Source organism: Massilia violaceinigra, from assembly GCF_002752675.1.
Taxonomy (GTDB): domain Bacteria; phylum Pseudomonadota; class Gammaproteobacteria; order Burkholderiales; family Burkholderiaceae_D; genus Telluria_A; species Telluria_A violaceinigra.
Map to the genome: position 1 here is coordinate 790,505 of NZ_CP024608.1, position 17,898 is coordinate 808,402.

The 17,898-nt window shown below is 59.0% G+C and carries 11 protein-coding genes and 4 tRNA genes; all 15 read left to right on the forward strand.

What is annotated here, in order from left to right:
* The first annotated feature begins 28 nt into the window (after positions 1-28).
* The 15 genes from CR152_RS03700 to rpoC all read left to right on the forward strand — a co-directional run bounded on the left by CR152_RS03700 (position 29) and on the right by rpoC (position 17,816).
* Entirely contained in the window at positions 29-1,669 is a 1,641-nt protein-coding gene (locus CR152_RS03700; protein WP_099873739.1) for a response regulator, read from the forward strand.
* 25 nt (positions 1,670-1,694) lie between these two features.
* On the forward strand, positions 1,695-3,251 hold the full coding sequence (locus CR152_RS03705) for an HDOD domain-containing protein (protein WP_099873740.1): 1,557 nt from the start codon (positions 1,695-1,697) through the stop codon (positions 3,249-3,251).
* 299 nt (positions 3,252-3,550) lie between these two features.
* Positions 3,551-3,635, forward strand: a tRNA-Tyr gene (locus CR152_RS03710).
* Between the two features lie 41 nt (positions 3,636-3,676).
* Positions 3,677-3,750, forward strand: a tRNA-Gly gene (locus CR152_RS03715).
* 58 nt (positions 3,751-3,808) lie between these two features.
* Positions 3,809-3,883, forward strand: a tRNA-Thr gene (locus tag CR152_RS03720).
* Between the two features lie 93 nt (positions 3,884-3,976).
* Positions 3,977-5,182 carry an elongation factor Tu gene (tuf, locus tag CR152_RS03725; RefSeq protein ID WP_099873741.1) on the forward strand — a complete coding sequence of 402 codons (1,206 nt, stop codon included), beginning with the start codon at positions 3,977-3,979 and terminating at the stop codon, positions 5,180-5,182.
* A gap of 108 nt (positions 5,183-5,290) precedes the next feature.
* Positions 5,291-5,366: transfer RNA gene (locus tag CR152_RS03730), tRNA-Trp, on the forward strand.
* Between the two features lie 34 nt (positions 5,367-5,400).
* Positions 5,401-5,787, forward strand: a complete 387-nt coding sequence (gene secE, locus CR152_RS03735) for a preprotein translocase subunit SecE (RefSeq protein WP_099873742.1) — start codon at positions 5,401-5,403, stop codon at positions 5,785-5,787.
* Between the two features lies 1 nt (position 5,788).
* Complete coding sequence (gene nusG / locus CR152_RS03740; RefSeq protein WP_099873743.1) at positions 5,789-6,448, forward strand: transcription termination/antitermination protein NusG; 660 nt, start codon at positions 5,789-5,791, stop codon at positions 6,446-6,448.
* A gap of 211 nt (positions 6,449-6,659) precedes the next feature.
* The gene (gene rplK, locus CR152_RS03745) at positions 6,660-7,091 is read left to right on the forward strand and encodes a 50S ribosomal protein L11 (RefSeq protein ID WP_054265745.1); all 432 of its coding nucleotides are present in this window, start codon (positions 6,660-6,662) and stop codon (positions 7,089-7,091) included.
* A complete protein-coding gene (rplA, locus tag CR152_RS03750; protein ID WP_054265746.1) occupies positions 7,091-7,786 on the forward strand; it encodes a 50S ribosomal protein L1 in 696 nt (231 codons plus the stop codon). The genes rplK and rplA overlap by 1 nt, the downstream gene beginning before the upstream one ends.
* 267 nt (positions 7,787-8,053) lie before the next feature.
* Complete coding sequence (gene rplJ, locus CR152_RS03755) at positions 8,054-8,596, forward strand: 50S ribosomal protein L10 (RefSeq protein ID WP_099881969.1); 543 nt, start codon at positions 8,054-8,056, stop codon at positions 8,594-8,596.
* Positions 8,597-8,705: 109 nt separating this feature from the next.
* Positions 8,706-9,080, forward strand: coding sequence for a 50S ribosomal protein L7/L12 (gene rplL / locus CR152_RS03760; protein ID WP_099873744.1), 375 nt, complete (start codon positions 8,706-8,708; stop codon positions 9,078-9,080).
* Between the two features lie 254 nt (positions 9,081-9,334).
* A complete protein-coding gene (gene rpoB / locus CR152_RS03765) occupies positions 9,335-13,441 on the forward strand; it encodes a DNA-directed RNA polymerase subunit beta (RefSeq protein WP_099873745.1) in 4,107 nt (1,368 codons plus the stop codon).
* A 139-nt stretch (positions 13,442-13,580) separates the two neighbouring features.
* Positions 13,581-17,816: a DNA-directed RNA polymerase subunit beta' gene (rpoC, locus tag CR152_RS03770; protein ID WP_099873746.1), complete on the forward strand. Its 4,236-nt coding sequence runs from the start codon at positions 13,581-13,583 to the stop codon at positions 17,814-17,816.
* Positions 17,817-17,898 lie beyond the last annotated feature (82 nt).

The window sequence follows — 17,898 nt, forward strand, 5'->3', positions numbered from 1 at the left end:
CCGCCACAGGCTGATCGGAAAACAAGAGATGAACGAACTTGAGGGACTGACCGCGTTGATTGTCGAGCCGCATGCGGGCATGCGCGCGAGCATCCACAACATGCTGACCCTGTGCGGGCTGACCAGGATCGACCATGCGGGCAGTTCCAACGCCGCCATCAAGCACCTGGGCCTCAAAGCGTTCGACGTGGTGCTGTGCGAGTACGACCTCGACGGTGGCCAGGATGGCCAGCAATTGCTGGAAGACTTGCGCCACCATAAGCTGATGACCATGTCGACCATGTTCATCATGGTCACGGCGGAAGGCAATTACAGCAAGGTGGTCAGCGCGGCCGAACTGGCGCCCACCGATTACATCCTCAAGCCGTTTACCGCCGACCTGCTGCTCGAGCGTATCGGGCGCGCGCTCGACAAGCGCAATGTGTTCATGCCGGTCTATCAACTGATGGATTCGGGCAACCAGCGCGAGGCGATCGATGCCTGCGCCGAGGGCATGCGCCTGCACCCGCGCTACGCGGTCGATTTCCTGCGCCTGCGCGCCGAGCTGCACATGTTCCTGGGCGAGCCGGAGCTGGCCGAGCCGATCTACCAGCAACTGTTCGATGCCAAGGCGATCGCCTGGGCCCGGCTCGGCCTGGCCAAGACCCTGTTCATGCGCGAGCGCTTCGACGAAGCCAAGGAGATCCTGACCTCGCTGGTCGACAGCAACAAGAAATTCGTCGATGCCTACGACTGGCTGGCGCGCACGCATGCCGCCGTGGGCGAACTGGAGCAGTCGCAGGCGGTCCTGAGCGATGCGGTGGCGGTGTCGCCGCACGCGGTGCGGCGCTTGCGCAAGCTGGGCGAGGTGGCGCTGGAAACGGGCGACACCGAGACCGCCGAAAAAGTGCTCAAGCAAGTGGTGAGCAAGGCCAAGTATTCGACCTTCCGCGACCCGGAAGACCACGTCAAGCTGGTCCAGACCTTGGTGAAGAAGGGCGATCCGGTGCAGGCGGCGGCCGTGATCCGCGACCTCGACAAGTCGATGGGCGGGCAGAAGAATACGGCCGTGTGCAGCGCCATTTCGTCCGCCATGGTGCATGAGTACACCGGCAACGATGCGCGCCTGGAAGAGTCGCTCACGGCGGCGCTGGAAGGTTGCCGCATCACCAGCGGGCTGTCGCCCGAGGTCAAGATGGAGCTTGCCCGCAATTGTTTGCAAAACAATATGGAGCAGGGCGCGGCCGAAGTCATGAGCGATGTGATGCGCAACGCCGCCAACGGCGCCGTCATGGCCAAGGCGATGGCGGTGTTCGAGCAGGCCGGACGCACCGACCTGGCCCTGAGCGTGGCGCACGAGAGCCGCCAGGCCGTGGTCGACCTGGTGGCGGCCGGCGCGGCCAAGGCCAACGAGGGCGATTACCGCGGTTCGGTCGAGCTGATGGTCGAGGCGGTCGGCAAGCTGCCGGACAATCCGCAAGTGGTATTCAATGCCGCCGTCGCCGTGCTCAAGTGCCTGGAAAACGTCGGCTGGGACGAACGGCTGGCCCAGGATGCGCTGGGGCTGATCGACAATGTGCGCCGGCTCGACCCGGTCAATCCGAAATTGCCGGCCCTGGCCGGCCTGCATCAGCAGATCCTGACCAAATACGGCAAGGGCGTGCGCAGGAAAGCCGGCGCGCCCGCCTGAATTTCGCCACCTCCGCCCCTTATCCATGTCCAGCGCTTCTCCTCCTTCCGCTTCTCCCTCCTACGCCGATGGCGATACCCGGCGCGTGCGCGCCTCCCTGATCCACAAGGTGTGCGGCGACGAAGACATGTTTGCCCTGGGCGCCTCGGTGGCGCGCGTGGTCGAGATGGCTTCCTCCGACGACGAGGGCACGCACGACCTGGCCTACTACGTGCTGTCGGACGTGGCCCTGACCCAGCGCATCCTGCGCCTGTCGAACACGCCGACCTACCGCACCAAGTCCGGCACCACCGTGACCACGATCTCGCGCGCCATCTCGCTGCTCGGCTTCGACAATGTGCGCACCACGGCGCTGGCCATGCTGCTGGTCGACGCCCTGTCGAACAGCGCCCACGCCACCAGCGTGCGGATCGAGCTCGAAGCGGCCCTGTGCGCCAGCCTGGTGGGGCGCGAAATGGCGCGCCACAGCTTTTACCAGGGTGCCGAGGAAGCGTCGATCGGGGCCCTGTTCAAGAACCTGGGGCCGCTGCTGGTGGCTTCGCACGAGCACGACCGCTACCGCGAGATCAACGCGCTGGTCAAGGGCGGCACCCACAGCGTGGGCCAGGCCTCGCAGATGATCCTGGGGGCGAGCTACGACGCCCTGTCGCAGGCGGTGATGGCGGAGTGGAAGATTCCGGACGTCATTGTCCGCTCGCTCAGTGCGCTGCAGGCGGGGGCGCAGAAGGTGGCGATCAACCGCGGCGAGTGGATGCGCCAGGTGGCGTCGTTCGCGATGGAGGTCTCGCGCCTGCTGGGGCGCTCGGCCAGTCCGGCCGAGAGCAAGGAGTTCCAGGCGCTGCAGCTGCGCTACGGCGTGGCGCTGAACCTGACCGCCGACCAGATGAAGGAATTGTTCGAGACGGTCCAGACCGAGATGACGGCGCTGCTGCGCAGCATGAACATGGAGCCGCAGCCGCGCGACGAGGAAACGCTCGATACGGGCGGGCTGCCGAATGTGCTGCTGCTGGCCACTATGGACGCCGGCGGCGGCGCGGCGGGCGGGACTCATCCGAGCGGCAAGCCGCACAATGCGCGCGAGCTGCTGCTGGCCGGGGTGCAGGATGTGACGCAGTTGCGGGCCGCGGGCGACGCCAAGGTCAACGATGTCATCCTGGCCGTGCTGGAAACCTTGTACAAGAGCATGGGTTTCCGCTTCGCCACGGTGTGCCTGAAGGATGCGCGCAGCGGCCAGTACCGGGCACGCCTGGCGTTCGGCGAAGACCATGCGCGGCGCCAGGCCGGATTTGCCTTCCCGATGGGGGCGGCGCGCGACCTGTTTCACCTGGCCATGGAAAACGATGCCGACCTGATGATCGCGGACGCCACCAGCCCCAAGATCCGCGACCTGCTGCCGGCCTGGCACAGGGCCTTGCTGCCGGACGCCAAAAGCTTCATCGTGTTGCCGCTGGTGGTGAGCAAGGTGCAGGTGGGATTGTTCTATGCCGACCGCGCCGAGCTCGCGCCGGAGGGCGTGCCGCCCGATGAAACCTCGCTGATCAAGGCCCTGAAAGGGCAGGTGCTGCTGGCGCTGGCGCCCTGAGTCAGAGGTAGCCCCGTCATTCCCGCGCAGGCGGGAATCCAAGTTGCTCGCTCAGCTAACGGCTCCAGCCCGAACTTGGATTCCCGCCTGCGCGGGAATGACGGTTTACAGGCTAACGTCCTTACTCAAAAGTAGCATCCAAAAAAAGATTTCACATTTTTTCGTCCAGCCCTTGCACATCCCGACTTCTTCCCGTTACAATCACGCCCCGAAGCAAGACGTCAATGAGATAGCAGAAAGCACCCTGCAAATATAATTGACAGTAGATTGATCTTGCTTCATACTCTGCGGTTCCTCGCGGAGGGGTGGCCGAGTGGTTAAAGGCGACAGACTGTAAATCTGTTCTCTATGAGTACGCTGGTTCGAATCCAGCCCCCTCCACCAAGTTGTTGCAGAAGATGTTGTAGTCGGTGAAGTAGTAACTCGCGGGTGTAGCTCAATGGTAGAGCAGAAGCCTTCCAAGCTTACGACGAGGGTTCGATTCCCTTCACCCGCTCCAGTGCTTCATGCAATGCGCGATCGGTGGCAGCAAGATCGCAAAATCGTAATACATAATCGCCCTTTTAGCTCAGTGGTAGAGCACTCCCTTGGTAAGGGAGAGGCCACGTGTTCAATCCACGTAAAGGGCACCAGAATTCAGTGCTTCAGGCATTCGTAACATTCGCAGTATTCAATAGTTAGTCAGGCGCGTGCCTGGTCACACTCAAAATCGTTAGGAGTCTAAAATGGCAAAAGGTAAATTCGAACGGACCAAGCCGCACGTCAACGTCGGTACCATCGGACACGTTGATCACGGCAAGACCACCCTGACGGCAGCTATCGCAACCGTTCTGTCGAAGAAATTCGGCGGCGAAGCAAAAGCATACGACCAGATCGATGCAGCACCAGAAGAAAAAGCGCGCGGCATCACCATCAACACCGCTCACGTCGAGTACGAAACGGCTAACCGCCACTACGCTCACGTTGACTGCCCAGGCCACGCCGATTACATCAAGAACATGATCACCGGCGCGGCACAGATGGACGGCGCGATCCTGGTTTGCTCCGCAGCTGACGGCCCAATGCCACAGACCCGCGAGCACATCCTGCTGGCACGCCAGGTTGGCGTTCCTTACATCATCGTGTTCCTGAACAAGTGCGACCTGGTCGACGACGCAGAACTGCTGGAACTGGTTGAAATGGAAGTGCGTGAGCTCTTGTCGAAATACGAGTTCCCAGGCGACGACCTGCCAATCATCAAGGGTTCGGCACGTATGGCCCTCGAAGGCAACACCGGCGAAATGGGCGAAGTGGCGATCATGGCTCTGGCCGACGCACTCGACAGCTACATCCCAACGCCAGAGCGCGCAATCGACGGCGCCTTCCTGATGCCTGTGGAAGACGTGTTCTCGATCTCGGGTCGCGGCACCGTTGTGACCGGCCGTATCGAGCGCGGTGTTGTTAAAGTCGGCGAAGAAATCGAAATCGTCGGCATCTCCGACACCGTCAAGACCACTTGCACCGGCGTGGAAATGTTCCGCAAGCTGCTGGACCAGGGTCAAGCTGGCGACAACGTCGGTCTGCTGCTGCGCGGCACCAAGCGTGAAGACGTACAGCGTGGTCAGGTTCTGGCGAAGCCAAACTCGATCAAGCCGCACAATCACTTCACCGGCGAGATCTACGTACTGTCGAAAGACGAAGGCGGCCGTCACACCCCGTTCTTCAACAACTATCGTCCACAGTTCTACTTCCGTACCACGGACGTGACTGGTTCGATCGAGTTGCCAGCGGACAAAGAAATGGTTATGCCAGGCGATAACGTGTCGATCACCGTCAAGCTGATCAACCCGATCGCGATGGAAGAAGGCCTGCGTTTCGCAATCCGCGAAGGTGGCCGTACCGTTGGTGCAGGTGTTGTTGCAAAGATTCTCAGCGAAGTAGCTGGTAAGTAATTAGTTAGGGCGAGCCCGGACTCTCCGTCCGGCGCTCCGCCGCAATCAGCAATTTGCCATCAGCGGCCGGACGATGGTATAATTGCTGATTCCACTGAAGTTTTACGTAGGGACGTAGCTCAATTGGCAGAGCGTCGGTCTCCAAAACCGAAGGTTGGGGGTTCGATGCCCTCCGTCCCTGCCACCGTTCTGGTGCAGGGCACCGAAAGTAAAAACGTATGTCTAATCAATCCGTGCAAACCGTCAGCACGTCGAACGACAAGTTTAAAGTCGCGCTGGCAGTGGTTGCCGCGATTGCAGGGGTCGTCGGGTTCTTCTACCTGAAGGGCCAAAGTAAACCAGCTTGGATGTGCGGTTCCGCACTCGCGGCTGGTTTAGTTTTTGCCGTCCTGCTTTTGTGGACCTCGTCCAGTGGTCGTGAGTTCTTGAATTTCGCCAAAGAGTCGGTGCGCGAGACCAAGAAAGTCGTTTGGCCCGCTCCCAAAGAAGCTATGCAGATCACGGGTATCGTGTTTGCGTTTGTGACCGTCATGGCGCTGTTCCTGTGGGGCACGGACAAGATGCTTGAATTTTTGTTGTACGACGTGATCCTGGGTTGGAAATAACATGAGCGAAAATGTGCAAGATGATGCGGCCGGCGAACCTGCGGTCGACGCTCCGGCGGCGGATGCATTGGCGCCGGGCGTAGAAGCTCCGGCACAAGACGCTGCTGCAGCGCTGAGCGTGCCAGTTAGCAACAAGCGCTGGTACGTTGTGCATGCTTATTCTGGCATGGAAAAAAGTGTCATGCGTGCACTGACCGAGCGCGTCGAGCGCGCCGGTATGCAAGATCAGTTCGGCCGCATCCTGGTGCCGGTCGAAGAAGTTGTTGAAGTCAAGAATGGCCAGAAGTCGGTCACCGAACGTCGTTTCTTCCCGGGCTATGTGCTGGTTGAAATGGAAATGACGGACGAGACCTGGCACTTGGTCAAGAACACCAGCAAGGTCACCGGCTTTATTGGCGGTAAGTCGAACAAGCCGACGCCGATTCCCGCGCGCGAAATCGACAAGATCATGCAGCAGATGCAAGAAGGCATCGAGAAGCCGCGCCCGAAAGTGCTGTACGAAGTGGGCGAGCAAGTGCGTATCAAGGATGGTCCGTTCACCGACTTCAACGGCAACGTCGAAGAAGTCAATTACGAGAAATCCAAAGTGCGCGTCTCGGTCACCATCTTCGGTCGTGCAACGCCTGTCGAACTCGAGTTCGGCCAGGTCGAGAAAGTATAAAACGTCGTTCCCGCGCCAAGGCGGCACTCGGCGGGGATCCAAGTTTGTGCCGGTGGTAACGCATAGAAACTTGGGCTCCCGCCTTCGCGGGAGCGACGATGGTAAAACGCCTAATCGGAGCGCCGCGGTGGTTTAGCGAAATCCGGTAAGAGGAGCCCTGCCATGATTGTACCGGCGGGGCGCTACTACTCAATCCAAGATAGGAGCCATCATGGCAAAGAAAATCATTGGTTTTATCAAGCTGCAAGTGCCAGCTGGTAAAGCAAACCCATCCCCACCGATTGGCCCAGCACTGGGTCAGCGCGGCCTGAACATCATGGAATTCTGCAAGGCGTTCAACGCCCAGACCCAGGGTCAAGAGCCAGGTATGCCAATTCCAGTCGTGATCACGGCGTTCGCGGACAAGTCCTTCACTTTCGTGATGAAGACGCCTCCAGCAACCTACCTGATCAAGAAGTTCGCCGGCATCACCAAAGGTTCGCCAACGCCACATACCACCAAGGTAGGCAAGCTGACCCGCGCTCAAGCTGAAGAAATCGCTAAAATCAAACAGCCGGATCTGACCGCTGCCGACATGGATGCCGCAGTGCGCATCATCGCCGGTTCCGCTCGTTCGATCGGCATCACGGTGGAGGGTCTGTAATGGCTAAGCTGTCCAAACGCGTTAAAGCAATCAAAGCCAAGGTCGACCGTAACAAGTCCTACGGCTTCGACAATGCAGTCGCTCTGGTGAAAGAATTCGCCACCGCCAAGTTCAACGAATCGATCGACGTATCGGTTCAGCTGGGCGTGGATCCTAAGAAGTCGGATCAAGTCGTGCGCGGCTCCGTCGTTCTGCCAGCAGGCACCGGCAAGACCGTTCGCGTTGCAGTATTTGCAACCGGCGAAAAAGCCGAGCAGGCAAAAGCTGCCGGCGCCGACATCGTTGGTATGGAAGACCTGGCTGAGATGGTTAAAGCCGGCAACATGCCTTTCGATATCGTCATCGCTTCGCCAGATACCATGCGTATCGTTGGTACCCTGGGCCAGATCCTGGGACCACGCGGCCTGATGCCTAACCCGAAAGTCGGCACTGTTACTCCTGACGTCGCTACCGCCGTGAAAAACGCGAAAGCCGGCCAGGTTCAGTACCGTACCGACAAGGCAGGTATCATCCACGCAACGATCGGCCGTAAGTCGTTCGCTGACGCTGACCTGAAAGCCAACCTGGTTGCGCTGATCGATGCACTGAACAAGGCTAAGCCAGCCTCGTCGAAAGGTGTTTACCTGCGCAAGGTAGCCCTGTCGTCGACCATGGGCGCCGGCGTTCGCGTCGACCAGGGTTCCCTGGCAGCTTAAGTTTTGAAGAATTAAGTCCACGGTGCAAACCGTGGCGACTCTTTGGGATGTCCGGGCGCAAGTCCGGGCAGACAATCAAAGACCGTTGGGCTGAAGGCAGCAGGCAGGCCGGAGGTTAATAGACCACCCAACGCAGATGGTGCACCCGAGCAAGTTTTGTTAGTCCCGCTGCGTGAATTCATCCGCTCAGTTGTACTTCTAAACGTCGGACGCCGTTGTTCGAACCGATGCAAGGCATTTGCCGCGCATCATTTTAGGAGGTTGACCGTGGGTCTCAATCTGAATGACAAAAAGGCCGTCGTCGCCGAAGTTTCCGCAAAAGTAGCAACTGCGCAAACGATCGTCGTGGCCGAATATCGTGGCATCCAGGTTGGTCACTTGACGCAACTTCGTGCCAAAGCGCGTACCCAGGGTGTGTACCTGCGTGTTCTGAAGAACACGCTGGCTCGCAAATCCGTTGAAGGTACGCAGTTTGCTAACCTGGCCGACTCGATGGTCGGTCCGCTGATCTACTCGATCTCGGATGATGCCGTTGCAGCAGCTAAAGTCATCGCTGACTTTGCTAAAACCAACGACAAACTGGTTATTACCGCAGGTAACTACGCAGGTAAACAGCTGGATAAAGCAGCTGTTATCTCGTTGGCAAGCATCCCTAGCCGTGAAGTCCTCATCGCCCAGGTTCTGGGTCTGATGCTGACGCCGGTGTCGGCTTTTGCACGTGGTCTGGCTGCCCTGGCAGCGAAAAAAGGCGAAGGCGCCGCTCCTGCAGAAGAAACTGCAGCAGCAGAAGAAGCCCCAGCAGCAGCGTAATCGTTCGCGATTACCCTTGCACTTTTTTAGTCAATACCAATCTATACAACGTATTAGAGGACATCGCCGCACAGCGGCCCTGTCCTCCACAAAATAAATGGAGTTTCAAATGGCAATCAGCAAAGACGACATCCTGGCAGCAGTTGGCGAAATGTCCGTAATGGACCTGAACGACCTGGTCAAGGCATTCGAAGAAAAATTCGGCGTTTCGGCAGCTGCAGTATCGAGCGGCGGCGGCAACAATGCAGGTCCTGCAGCTGTTGTTGAAGAGCAGACCGAATTCAACCTGGTTCTGGCTGATTTCGGCGCGAACAAAGTTGGCGTCATTAAAGCAGTTCGCGAAATCACCGGCCTGGGCTTGAAAGAAGCTAAAGATCTGGTCGATGGCGCACCAAAAACGGTGAAAGAAGCGATCTCGAAAGCTGACGCTGAAGCCGGCAAGAAAAAGCTGGAAGAAGCTGGCGCGAAAGCCGAAATCAAGTAATAGCAACAAAGCCTTATTTGGCGTTCAGTTCTGCGCCGGAGTCAAAGCTTGCGGTCCTCTCCCGAAAGGGGGAGGATGCGGCTTTGGCTCTTTTGTCGTCCCTGTCGTATAAGTAACGCTTAAGCAGTACCCAGTAGTATTCGTATTATCTTCTTATCACCTGGCAAAAAGTTCGAGACTTGAGGCCTTTCTAGTGCGCGCCCGGCCCTGGAAATTCCTGAATTCTCATCCTTTCTGTCACTCACGGAGTGTCCATGCACTACTCATTTACTGAGAAGAAACGCATTCGCAAGTCATTCGCGAAGCGCGCCAACGTTCACAACGTTCCCTTCCTTCTGGCTACACAGCTCGAATCCTACGAGAATTTCTTGCAAGCGGATACCATCCCATCGACCCGCAAGAACGACGGCCTGCAGTCGGCTTTCACCTCGATTTTCCCTATCGTGTCGCACAATGGTTTTGCGCGTCTCGAATTCCTGTCGTATGTCCTGGGTGACCCGGCCTTCGACGTCAAGGAATGCCAACAGCGTGGCCTGACGTTCGCGTCGCCGCTGCGCGCCAAGGTGCGTCTGGTGATTCTGGATAAAGAATCGCCGACCAAGCCTGTGGTTAAGGAAATGAAAGAGCAAGAAGTTTACATGGGCGAATTGCCGCTCATGACGACCACCGGCTCGTTCGTCATCAACGGTACCGAGCGCGTGATCGTCTCGCAGCTGCACCGTTCGCCTGGCGTGTTCTTCGAACACGACCGCGGCAAGACCCACTCGTCGGGCAAGCTGTTGTTCTCGGCACGGATCATTCCTTACCGCGGCTCGTGGCTGGACTTCGAGTTCGATCCGAAGGACATCCTGTTCTTCCGCGTCGACCGCCGCCGCAAGATGCCTGTGACGATCCTGCTGAAGGCTATCGGGATGTCGCACGAACAGATCCTGGCGAACTTCTTCGTATTCGATAATTTCAATCTGCGCTCAGAAGGCGCCGAGATGGAATTCGTCGCCGAACGCCTGCGTGGCGAAGTCGCGCGTTTCGACATCGTGGACAAATCCGGCAAGACCCTGGTGCTGAAAGACAAGCGTATCAACGCCAAGCACGTGCGCGATATCGAAGCGGCCGGCATCAAGCACATTTCCGTGCCTGAAGACTACCTGCTCGGCCGTGTGCTGGCCAAGAACATCGTCGACTCGGACACCGGCGAAGTCATCGCGTCGGCCAATGACGAGCTGACCGAAGACGTCCTGGGCCGCCTGCGCGACGCTTCCGTGAGCGAAATCCAGACCCTGTACACGAACGACCTCGACCAGGGTGGCTACATCTCGCAAACCCTGCGTATCGACGACACCGCCGACCAGATGGCCGCGAAAGTGGCGATCTACCGCATGATGCGTCCAGGCGAGCCGCCAACCGAAGATTCGGTCGAAGCGCTGTTCAACGGCCTGTTCTACAGCCCTGAGCGCTACGACCTGTCGGCCGTCGGCCGCATGAAGTTCAACCGCCGCATCGGCCGCGATGAACTGACCGGCATGATGACCCTGTCGAACGACGACGTCCTGGCTGTGATCAAGATCCTGGTGGAACTGCGCAATGGCCGCGGCGAAGTCGACGATATCGATCACCTGGGTAACCGTCGCGTACGTTGCGTCGGCGAACTGGCGGAGAATCAATTCCGTGCCGGCCTGGTGCGCGTTGAGCGCGCCGTCAAGGAACGCCTCGGCCAGGCCGAAGCGGACAACCTGATGCCGCACGACTTGATCAACTCGAAGCCGATTTCGGCCGCGATTCGCGAGTTCTTCGGTTCGTCGCAGCTGTCGCAGTTTATGGACCAGACCAACCCGCTGTCGGAAATCACCCACAAGCGCCGCGTTTCCGCGCTCGGACCTGGTGGTCTGACCCGCGAACGTGCCGGCTTCGAAGTGCGCGACGTGCACCCGACCCACTACGGCCGCGTGTGCCCGATCGAAACGCCAGAGGGCCCGAACATTGGTCTGATCAACTCGCTGGCTCTGTTTGCCCGCCTGAACGAATACGGCTTCCTCGAGACGCCGTACCGCAAGGTCGAAAACAGCATGGTCACCGACAAGATCGACTATCTGTCCGCGATCGAAGAAGGCCGCTACATCATCGCCCAGGCGAATGCGACCATCTCGAAAGAGGGTACCTTGTCGGATGAACTGGTTTCCGCACGTGAAGCCGGCGAAACGATCCTGGTCTCGCCGGAGCGCATCCAGTACATGGACGTGGCGCCTGGCCAGATCGTCTCGGTCGCAGCTTCCCTGATTCCGTTCCTCGAACACGATGATGCGAACCGCGCATTGATGGGTGCCAACATGCAGCGCCAGGCCGTTCCTTGCCTGCGCCCTGAAAAAGCCTTCGTCGGTACTGGTATCGAACGCACCGTGGCAGTCGACTCCGGCACCACCGTGCAAGCGCTGCGTGGCGGCGTGGTTGACTACATCGATGCAGGCCGTGTCGTGATTCGCGTCAACGACGACGAAGCACTGGCGGGCGAAGTCGGCGTGGACATCTACAACCTGATCAAGTACACCCGTTCCAACCAGAACACCAACATCAACCAGCGTCCGATCGTGCAGGTTGGCGACCGTGTCGCCAAGCGCGACGTGATCGCCGATGGCGCGTCGACCGATCTGGGCGAACTGGCTCTGGGTCAGAACATGCTCGTGGCATTTATGCCATGGAACGGTCTGAACTTCGAGGATTCGATCCTGATCTCGGAAAACGTCGTCAAAGACGACCGCTACACCTCGATTCACATCGAAGAGTTGTCGGTGGTTGCACGCGATACCAAGCTGGGCGCCGAAGAAATTACGCGCGACATCTCGAACCTGGCTGAAAACCAGCTGGCTCGTCTGGATGAGTCCGGCATCGTCTACATCGGTGCTGAAGTGCAAGCAGGCGACACCCTGGTCGGTAAAGTGACGCCAAAAGGCGAAACCCAGCTGACCCCGGAAGAGAAGCTGCTGCGCGCGATTTTCGGCGAGAAAGCATCGGACGTCAAAGACACCTCGCTGCGCGTGCCTTCGGGCATGGTCGGCACCGTGATCGACGTGCAAGTGTTTACCCGTGAAGGCATCGTCCGCGACAAGCGCGCCCAGCAGATCATCGATGATGAACTCAAGCGTTTCCGCCTCGACCTGAACGACCAGATGCGTATTGTGGAAGGCGATGCCTTCCAGCGTCTGGAAAAAATGCTGATCAACAAAGTTGTCAACGGTGGCCCTAAAAAGCTGGCCAAGGGCGCGAAGATCACCAAAGAGTACCTCGACGACCTCGACAAGTACCACTGGTTCGATATCCGTCCAGCTGACGACGATGCCGCCACCGCCCTCGAAGCGATCAAGGAATCGATCGCCGAGAAGCGTCACCAGTTCGACCTGGCCTTCGAAGAGAAGCGCAAGAAGTTGACCCAGGGCGATGAGCTGCAACCTGGCGTGCAGAAGATGGTCAAAGTCTACCTGGCCGTCAAGCGCCGCCTGCAGTCGGGCGACAAGATGGCCGGCCGTCACGGTAACAAGGGTGTGGTTTCCCGTATCGTGCCAGTCGAAGACATGCCGTACATGGCGGACGGTACCCCGGCCGACATCGTGCTGAACCCGCTGGGCGTTCCGTCGCGGATGAACGTCGGTCAGATTCTCGAAACCCACTTGGGTTGGGCAGCCAAGGGCCTGGGCCTGCGCATCGGCGAAATGCTGAAAGCGCAAGCCAAGGTCCAGGAAATGCGCAAGTTCCTGAACCTGATCTACAACGAAACCGGCAAGACGGAAGACCTGGACAACTTCAGCGACGACGAGATCATGACCCTGGCGCAAAACCTGAAGAACGGCGTGCCTTTCGCGACGCCAGTGTTCGACGGTGCGCACGAGTCGGAAATCCATCGCATGCTGGACCTGGCGTATCCTGACCATATCGCGACCAAACTCGGCATGACACCGTCGAAGAACCAGGTCACGATGTACGACGGCCGCACCGGCGAATCGTTCGAGCGCAAGGTAACTGTTGGCTACATGCACGTACTGAAGCTGCACCACTTGGTCGACGACAAGATGCACGCGCGTTCGACCGGTCCTTACTCGCTGGTAACGCAGCAGCCACTGGGCGGTAAAGCCCAGTTCGGTGGCCAGCGTTTCGGTGAGATGGAAGTCTGGGCACTGGAAGCGTACGGCGCATCGTATGTGCTGCAAGAAATGCTGACCGTCAAGTCGGATGACGTGAACGGCCGTACCAAAGTGTACGAAAACCTGGTCAAAGGCGACCATGTGATCGACGCGGGTATGCCGGAATCGTTCAACGTGCTGGTGAAAGAGATTCGTTCGCTGGGTATCGATATTGACCTCGAGCGTAATTAATACCGCCACCTCGTCGTTCCCGCGCAGGCGGGAACCCATAGCACCTCTGATCTGCCGTGCTATGGACCCCCGCCTTCGCGGGGGCGACGGCGTAACGCATTGGTGGATGTAATAGAAGTTCCATCACCTGGAGTGATACATGAAAGCACTGCTCGATCTATTCAAGCAAGTTCAGCAAAACGAAACGTTCGACGCGATCAAGATTGGTCTGGCGTCGCCTGAAAAAATCCGTTCGTGGTCCTACGGCGAAGTAAAAAAGCCGGAAACCATCAACTACCGTACCTTCAAGCCAGAACGCGATGGTCTGTTCTGCGCCAAGATTTTTGGTCCTATCAAGGACTACGAGTGCCTGTGCGGCAAGTACAAGCGCCTGAAACACCGCGGCGTGATCTGCGAAAAGTGCGGCGTCGAAGTCACGCTGGCCAAGGTGCGCCGTGAGCGCATGGGCCACATCGAGCTCGCTTCGCCAACCGCGCACATCTGGTTCCTGAAGTCGCTGCCGTCGCGTCTGGGCATGGTCCTGGACATGACGCTGCGGGACATCGAACGCGTTCTGTACTTCGAAGCATACGTCGTGACCGATCCAGGCATGACCCCGCTGAAGAAGTGCCAGATCATGTCGGAAGACGACTACGCCGCCAAGTACGAAGAGTACGGCGACGACTTCACCGCCTTCATGGGCGCCGAAGGTATCCGTGAACTGCTGCGCTCGATCGACATCCACCGCGATGCCGAAGCCCTGCGCGTGGAACTGAAGGAATCGAAGTCCGAAGCGAAGATCAAGAAATACGCCAAGCGCCTCAAAGTGCTCGAGGCATTCCAGCGTTCGGGCATCAAGCCGGACTGGATGATCATGGAAGTGCTGCCAGTGCTGCCGCCGGAACTGCGTCCGCTGGTACCGCTGGACGGCGGCCGCTTTGCGACCTCCGACCTGAACGACCTGTATCGCCGCGTTATCAACCGTAATAACCGCCTGAAGCGCCTGATGGAATTGCGCGCTCCGGAAATCATTACGCGTAACGAAAAGCGCATGCTGCAAGAAGCGGTCGATTCGCTGCTGGATAACGGCCGTCGCGGTAAAGCGATGACCGGCGCCAACAAGCGTCCGCTGAAGTCGCTGGCTGAAATGATCAAGGGTAAAGGCGGCCGTTTCCGTCAGAACTTGCTGGGTAAGCGCGTCGACTATTCGGGCCGTTCGGTCATCGTGGTCGGTCCTCAGCTCAAACTGCACCAGTGCGGCTTGCCGAAACTGATGGCCTTGGAACTGTTCAAGCCATTCATTTTCAACAAGCTCGAACTGATGGGTCTGGCAACGACGATCAAGGCCGCCAAAAAGCTGGTCGAGATTCAAGAGCCGGTCGTGTGGGACATCCTGGAAGACGTGATCCGCGAACACCCGGTCATGCTCAACCGTGCGCCTACGCTGCACCGTCTGGGTATCCAGGCGTTCGAGCCGGTCCTGATTGAAGGCAAGGCCATCCAGCTGCACCCACTCGTCTGCGCGGCGTTCAACGCCGACTTCGACGGTGACCAGATGGCGGTCCATGTCCCGTTGTCGATCGAAGCGCAGATGGAAGCGCGTACGCTGATGCTGGCGTCGAACAACATCCTGTTCCCGTCGAACGGCGAACCGTCGATCGTGCCGTCCCAGGATATCGTGCTGGGTCTGTACTACGCGACGCGTGAAGCGATCAACGCCAAGAACGAAGGTATGCTGTTTACCGACGTCTCGGAAGTGATCCGCGCCTACGACAACAAGGAAGTCGAACTGACGACCCGCATCACCGTGCGTATCGTCGAGAACCCGAAGGATGCCGAGACCGGCGAATTCGTGCGCACCGTCACGCGCTACGAAACCACGGTCGGCCGCGCGATCCTGTCCGAAATCCTGCCGAAGGGCTTGCCGTTCTCCGTACTGAACCGCGCCCTGAAGAAGAAAGAGATTTCGAAGCTGATCAACACGTCGTTCCGCAAGTGCGGCCTGCGTGCCACCGTCGTGTTCGCCGACAAGCTGATGCAGTCCGGTTTCCGTCTCGCGACGCGCGCCGGTATCTCGATCTGCGTCGACGACATGCTGGTACCACCACAAAAAGTGACCCTGATTTCCGCCGCAGAGCAGGAAGTCAAGCAGATCGAGCAGCAGTACGCTTCCGGTCTGGTCACCGCGGGCGAGCGTTACAACAAGGTCGTCGACATCTGGGGCAAGACCTCGGACGAAGTCGGCAAGGCGATGATGGACCAGCTCAAAGTGGAAGACGTCGTCAAGCGCGACGGCACCAAGTCGACCCAGGAATCGTTCAACGCGATTTACATGATGGCCGACTCGGGCGCGCGCGGTTCGGCAGCCCAGATTCGCCAGTTGGCTGGTATGCGAGGCCTGATGGCCAAGCCGGATGGTTCGATTATCGAAACGCCGATTACCGCGAACTTCCGCGAAGGTCTGAACGTGTTGCAGTACTTCATTTCGACCCACGGCGCTCGTAAAGGTCTGGCCGATACGGCACTGAAAACGGCGAACTCGGGTTACCTGACCCGCCGTCTGGTCGACGTGACCCAGGATCTGGTTGTGATCGAGGACGATTGCGGCACCACCAACGGCGCGCTGATGAAGGCGATGGTCGAAGGCGGTGAAGTGATCGAGCCGCTGCGCGACCGTATCCTCGGCCGTGTCAACGTGCATGACGTCGTCAATCCTGAAACCCAGGAAACGCTGTACGAAGCCGGCACCCTGCTCGACGAAGACATGGTCGAAGAAATCGAACGCCTGTCGATCGACGAAGTCAAGGTTCGCACGCCACTTACTTGCGACACGCGCTTCGGCCTGTGCGCCAAGTGCTATGGCCGCGACCTGGGCCGCGGCATGCTGGTCAACGCCGGCGAAGCGGTTGGTGTTGTCGCTGCGCAGTCGATTGGTGAGCCGGGTACCCAGCTGACCATGCGTACGTTCCACATCGGTGGTGCGGCATCGCGTGCGGCGGTGGCCTCGTCGGTGGAAGCGAAGTCGAACGGTACCATCCGTTTCACCGCGACCATGCGTTACGTTACCAATGGCAAGGGCGCCCAGATCGTCATTTCCCGTTCCGGCGAAGTGCTGATCACGGACGACCACGGCCGTGAGCGCGAGCGTCATAAAGTGCCGTACGGCGCGACCCTGATCGTCAAGGATGGCATGGTCATCAAGGCCGGTACGGCCCTGGCAACCTGGGATCCGCTGACCCGTCCGATCATTACCGAGTACGCCGGTACCGTGCGCTTCGAGAACGTCGAAGAAGGCGTCACCGTCGCCCGTCAGGTCGATGATGTGACCGGTCTGGCAACCCTGGTGGCGATCGATGCGAAGCGTCGCGGTTCGCTGACCAAAACGCTGCGTCCGCAAGTCAAGCTGCTCAACGACGTCAACGAAGAAGTCAAGATTGCCGGTACCGAACACTCGGTGGCGATCGGCTTCCAGGTCGGCGCGCTGATCATGGTCAAGGACGGTCAATCGGTATCGGTCGGCGAAGTGCTGGCACGTATTCCGACGGAATCGCAAAAAACGCGCGACATTACCGGTGGTCTGCCACGGGTTGCCGAGCTGTTCGAAGCGCGTTCGCCGAAAGACGCCGGCATGCTGGCGGAAGTCACGGGTACGGTTGCGTTTGGTAAAGAAACCAAAGGCAAGCAGCGTCTGGAAATCACGGACATGGACGGCAACAAGCACGAGTTCCTGATCACCAAGGACAAGCAAGTGCTGGTACACGACGGCCAGGTAGTGAACAAGGGCGAGATGATCGTGGACGGCCCGGCCGATCCGCAAGACATCCTGCGTCTGCTGGGTATCGAAGCGCTGGCGCGTTACATCGTTGACGAAGTGCAGGACGTGTACCGTCTGCAGGGCGTGAAGATTAACGACAAGCACATCGAAGTGATCGTGCGCCAGATGCTGCGCCGCGTGCAGATCGTGGAAGCGGGCGATGCGAACTACATCGTCGGCGAACAGGTCGAGCGTTCGGAGCTGCTGGACGAAAACGATCGCGTGATTGCTGCTGGCAAGATCCCTGCGACGTACGAAAACGTACTGCTGGGTATTACCAAGGCATCGCTGTCGACCGATTCGTTTATCTCGGCCGCATCGTTCCAGGAAACCACCCGCGTGCTGACCGAAGCGGCGATCATGGGCAAGCGCGATTCGCTGCGCGGCCTGAAAGAGAACGTCATCGTCGGCCGCCTGATTCCTGGCGGTACCGGTCTGGCATTCCACCGCGCCAAGAAAGAGAAAGAGGCGTGGGAAGTGGAAGAGCGCAAGGCGCTGCTCGATGCTGAGAAGGCCAACATGGCTACCGAACTGCAAGCCATGGAAGACAACACGGCGGCACAGCACAGCGACGAAGCGTAATCTAGCTTAGACGCACACGAAAACGGCACCGAGGAGCAATCCCGGTGCCGTTTTTTTATGCTCATCGGCGGTTCCTTCAGGC

Bases quoted from the DNA above. Each gene is read 5' to 3' on its own strand.
- rplK (WP_054265745.1), top strand. From the start codon at position 6,660: ATGGCAAAGAAAATCATTGGTTTTATCAAGCTGCAAGTGCCAGCTGGT.
- CR152_RS03700 (WP_099873739.1), top strand. From the start codon at position 29: ATGAACGAACTTGAGGGACTGACCGCGTTGATTGTCGAGCCGCATGCG.
- secE (WP_099873742.1), top strand. From the start codon at position 5,401: ATGTCTAATCAATCCGTGCAAACCGTCAGCACGTCGAACGACAAGTTT.
- rplA (WP_054265746.1), top strand. From the start codon at position 7,091: ATGGCTAAGCTGTCCAAACGCGTTAAAGCAATCAAAGCCAAGGTCGAC.
- rpoC (WP_099873746.1), top strand. From the start codon at position 13,581: ATGAAAGCACTGCTCGATCTATTCAAGCAAGTTCAGCAAAACGAAACG.
- rplL (WP_099873744.1), top strand. From the start codon at position 8,706: ATGGCAATCAGCAAAGACGACATCCTGGCAGCAGTTGGCGAAATGTCC.
- CR152_RS03705 (WP_099873740.1), top strand. From the start codon at position 1,695: ATGTCCAGCGCTTCTCCTCCTTCCGCTTCTCCCTCCTACGCCGATGGC.
- tuf (WP_099873741.1), top strand. From the start codon at position 3,977: ATGGCAAAAGGTAAATTCGAACGGACCAAGCCGCACGTCAACGTCGGT.
- nusG (WP_099873743.1), top strand. From the start codon at position 5,789: ATGAGCGAAAATGTGCAAGATGATGCGGCCGGCGAACCTGCGGTCGAC.
- rpoB (WP_099873745.1), top strand. From the start codon at position 9,335: ATGCACTACTCATTTACTGAGAAGAAACGCATTCGCAAGTCATTCGCG.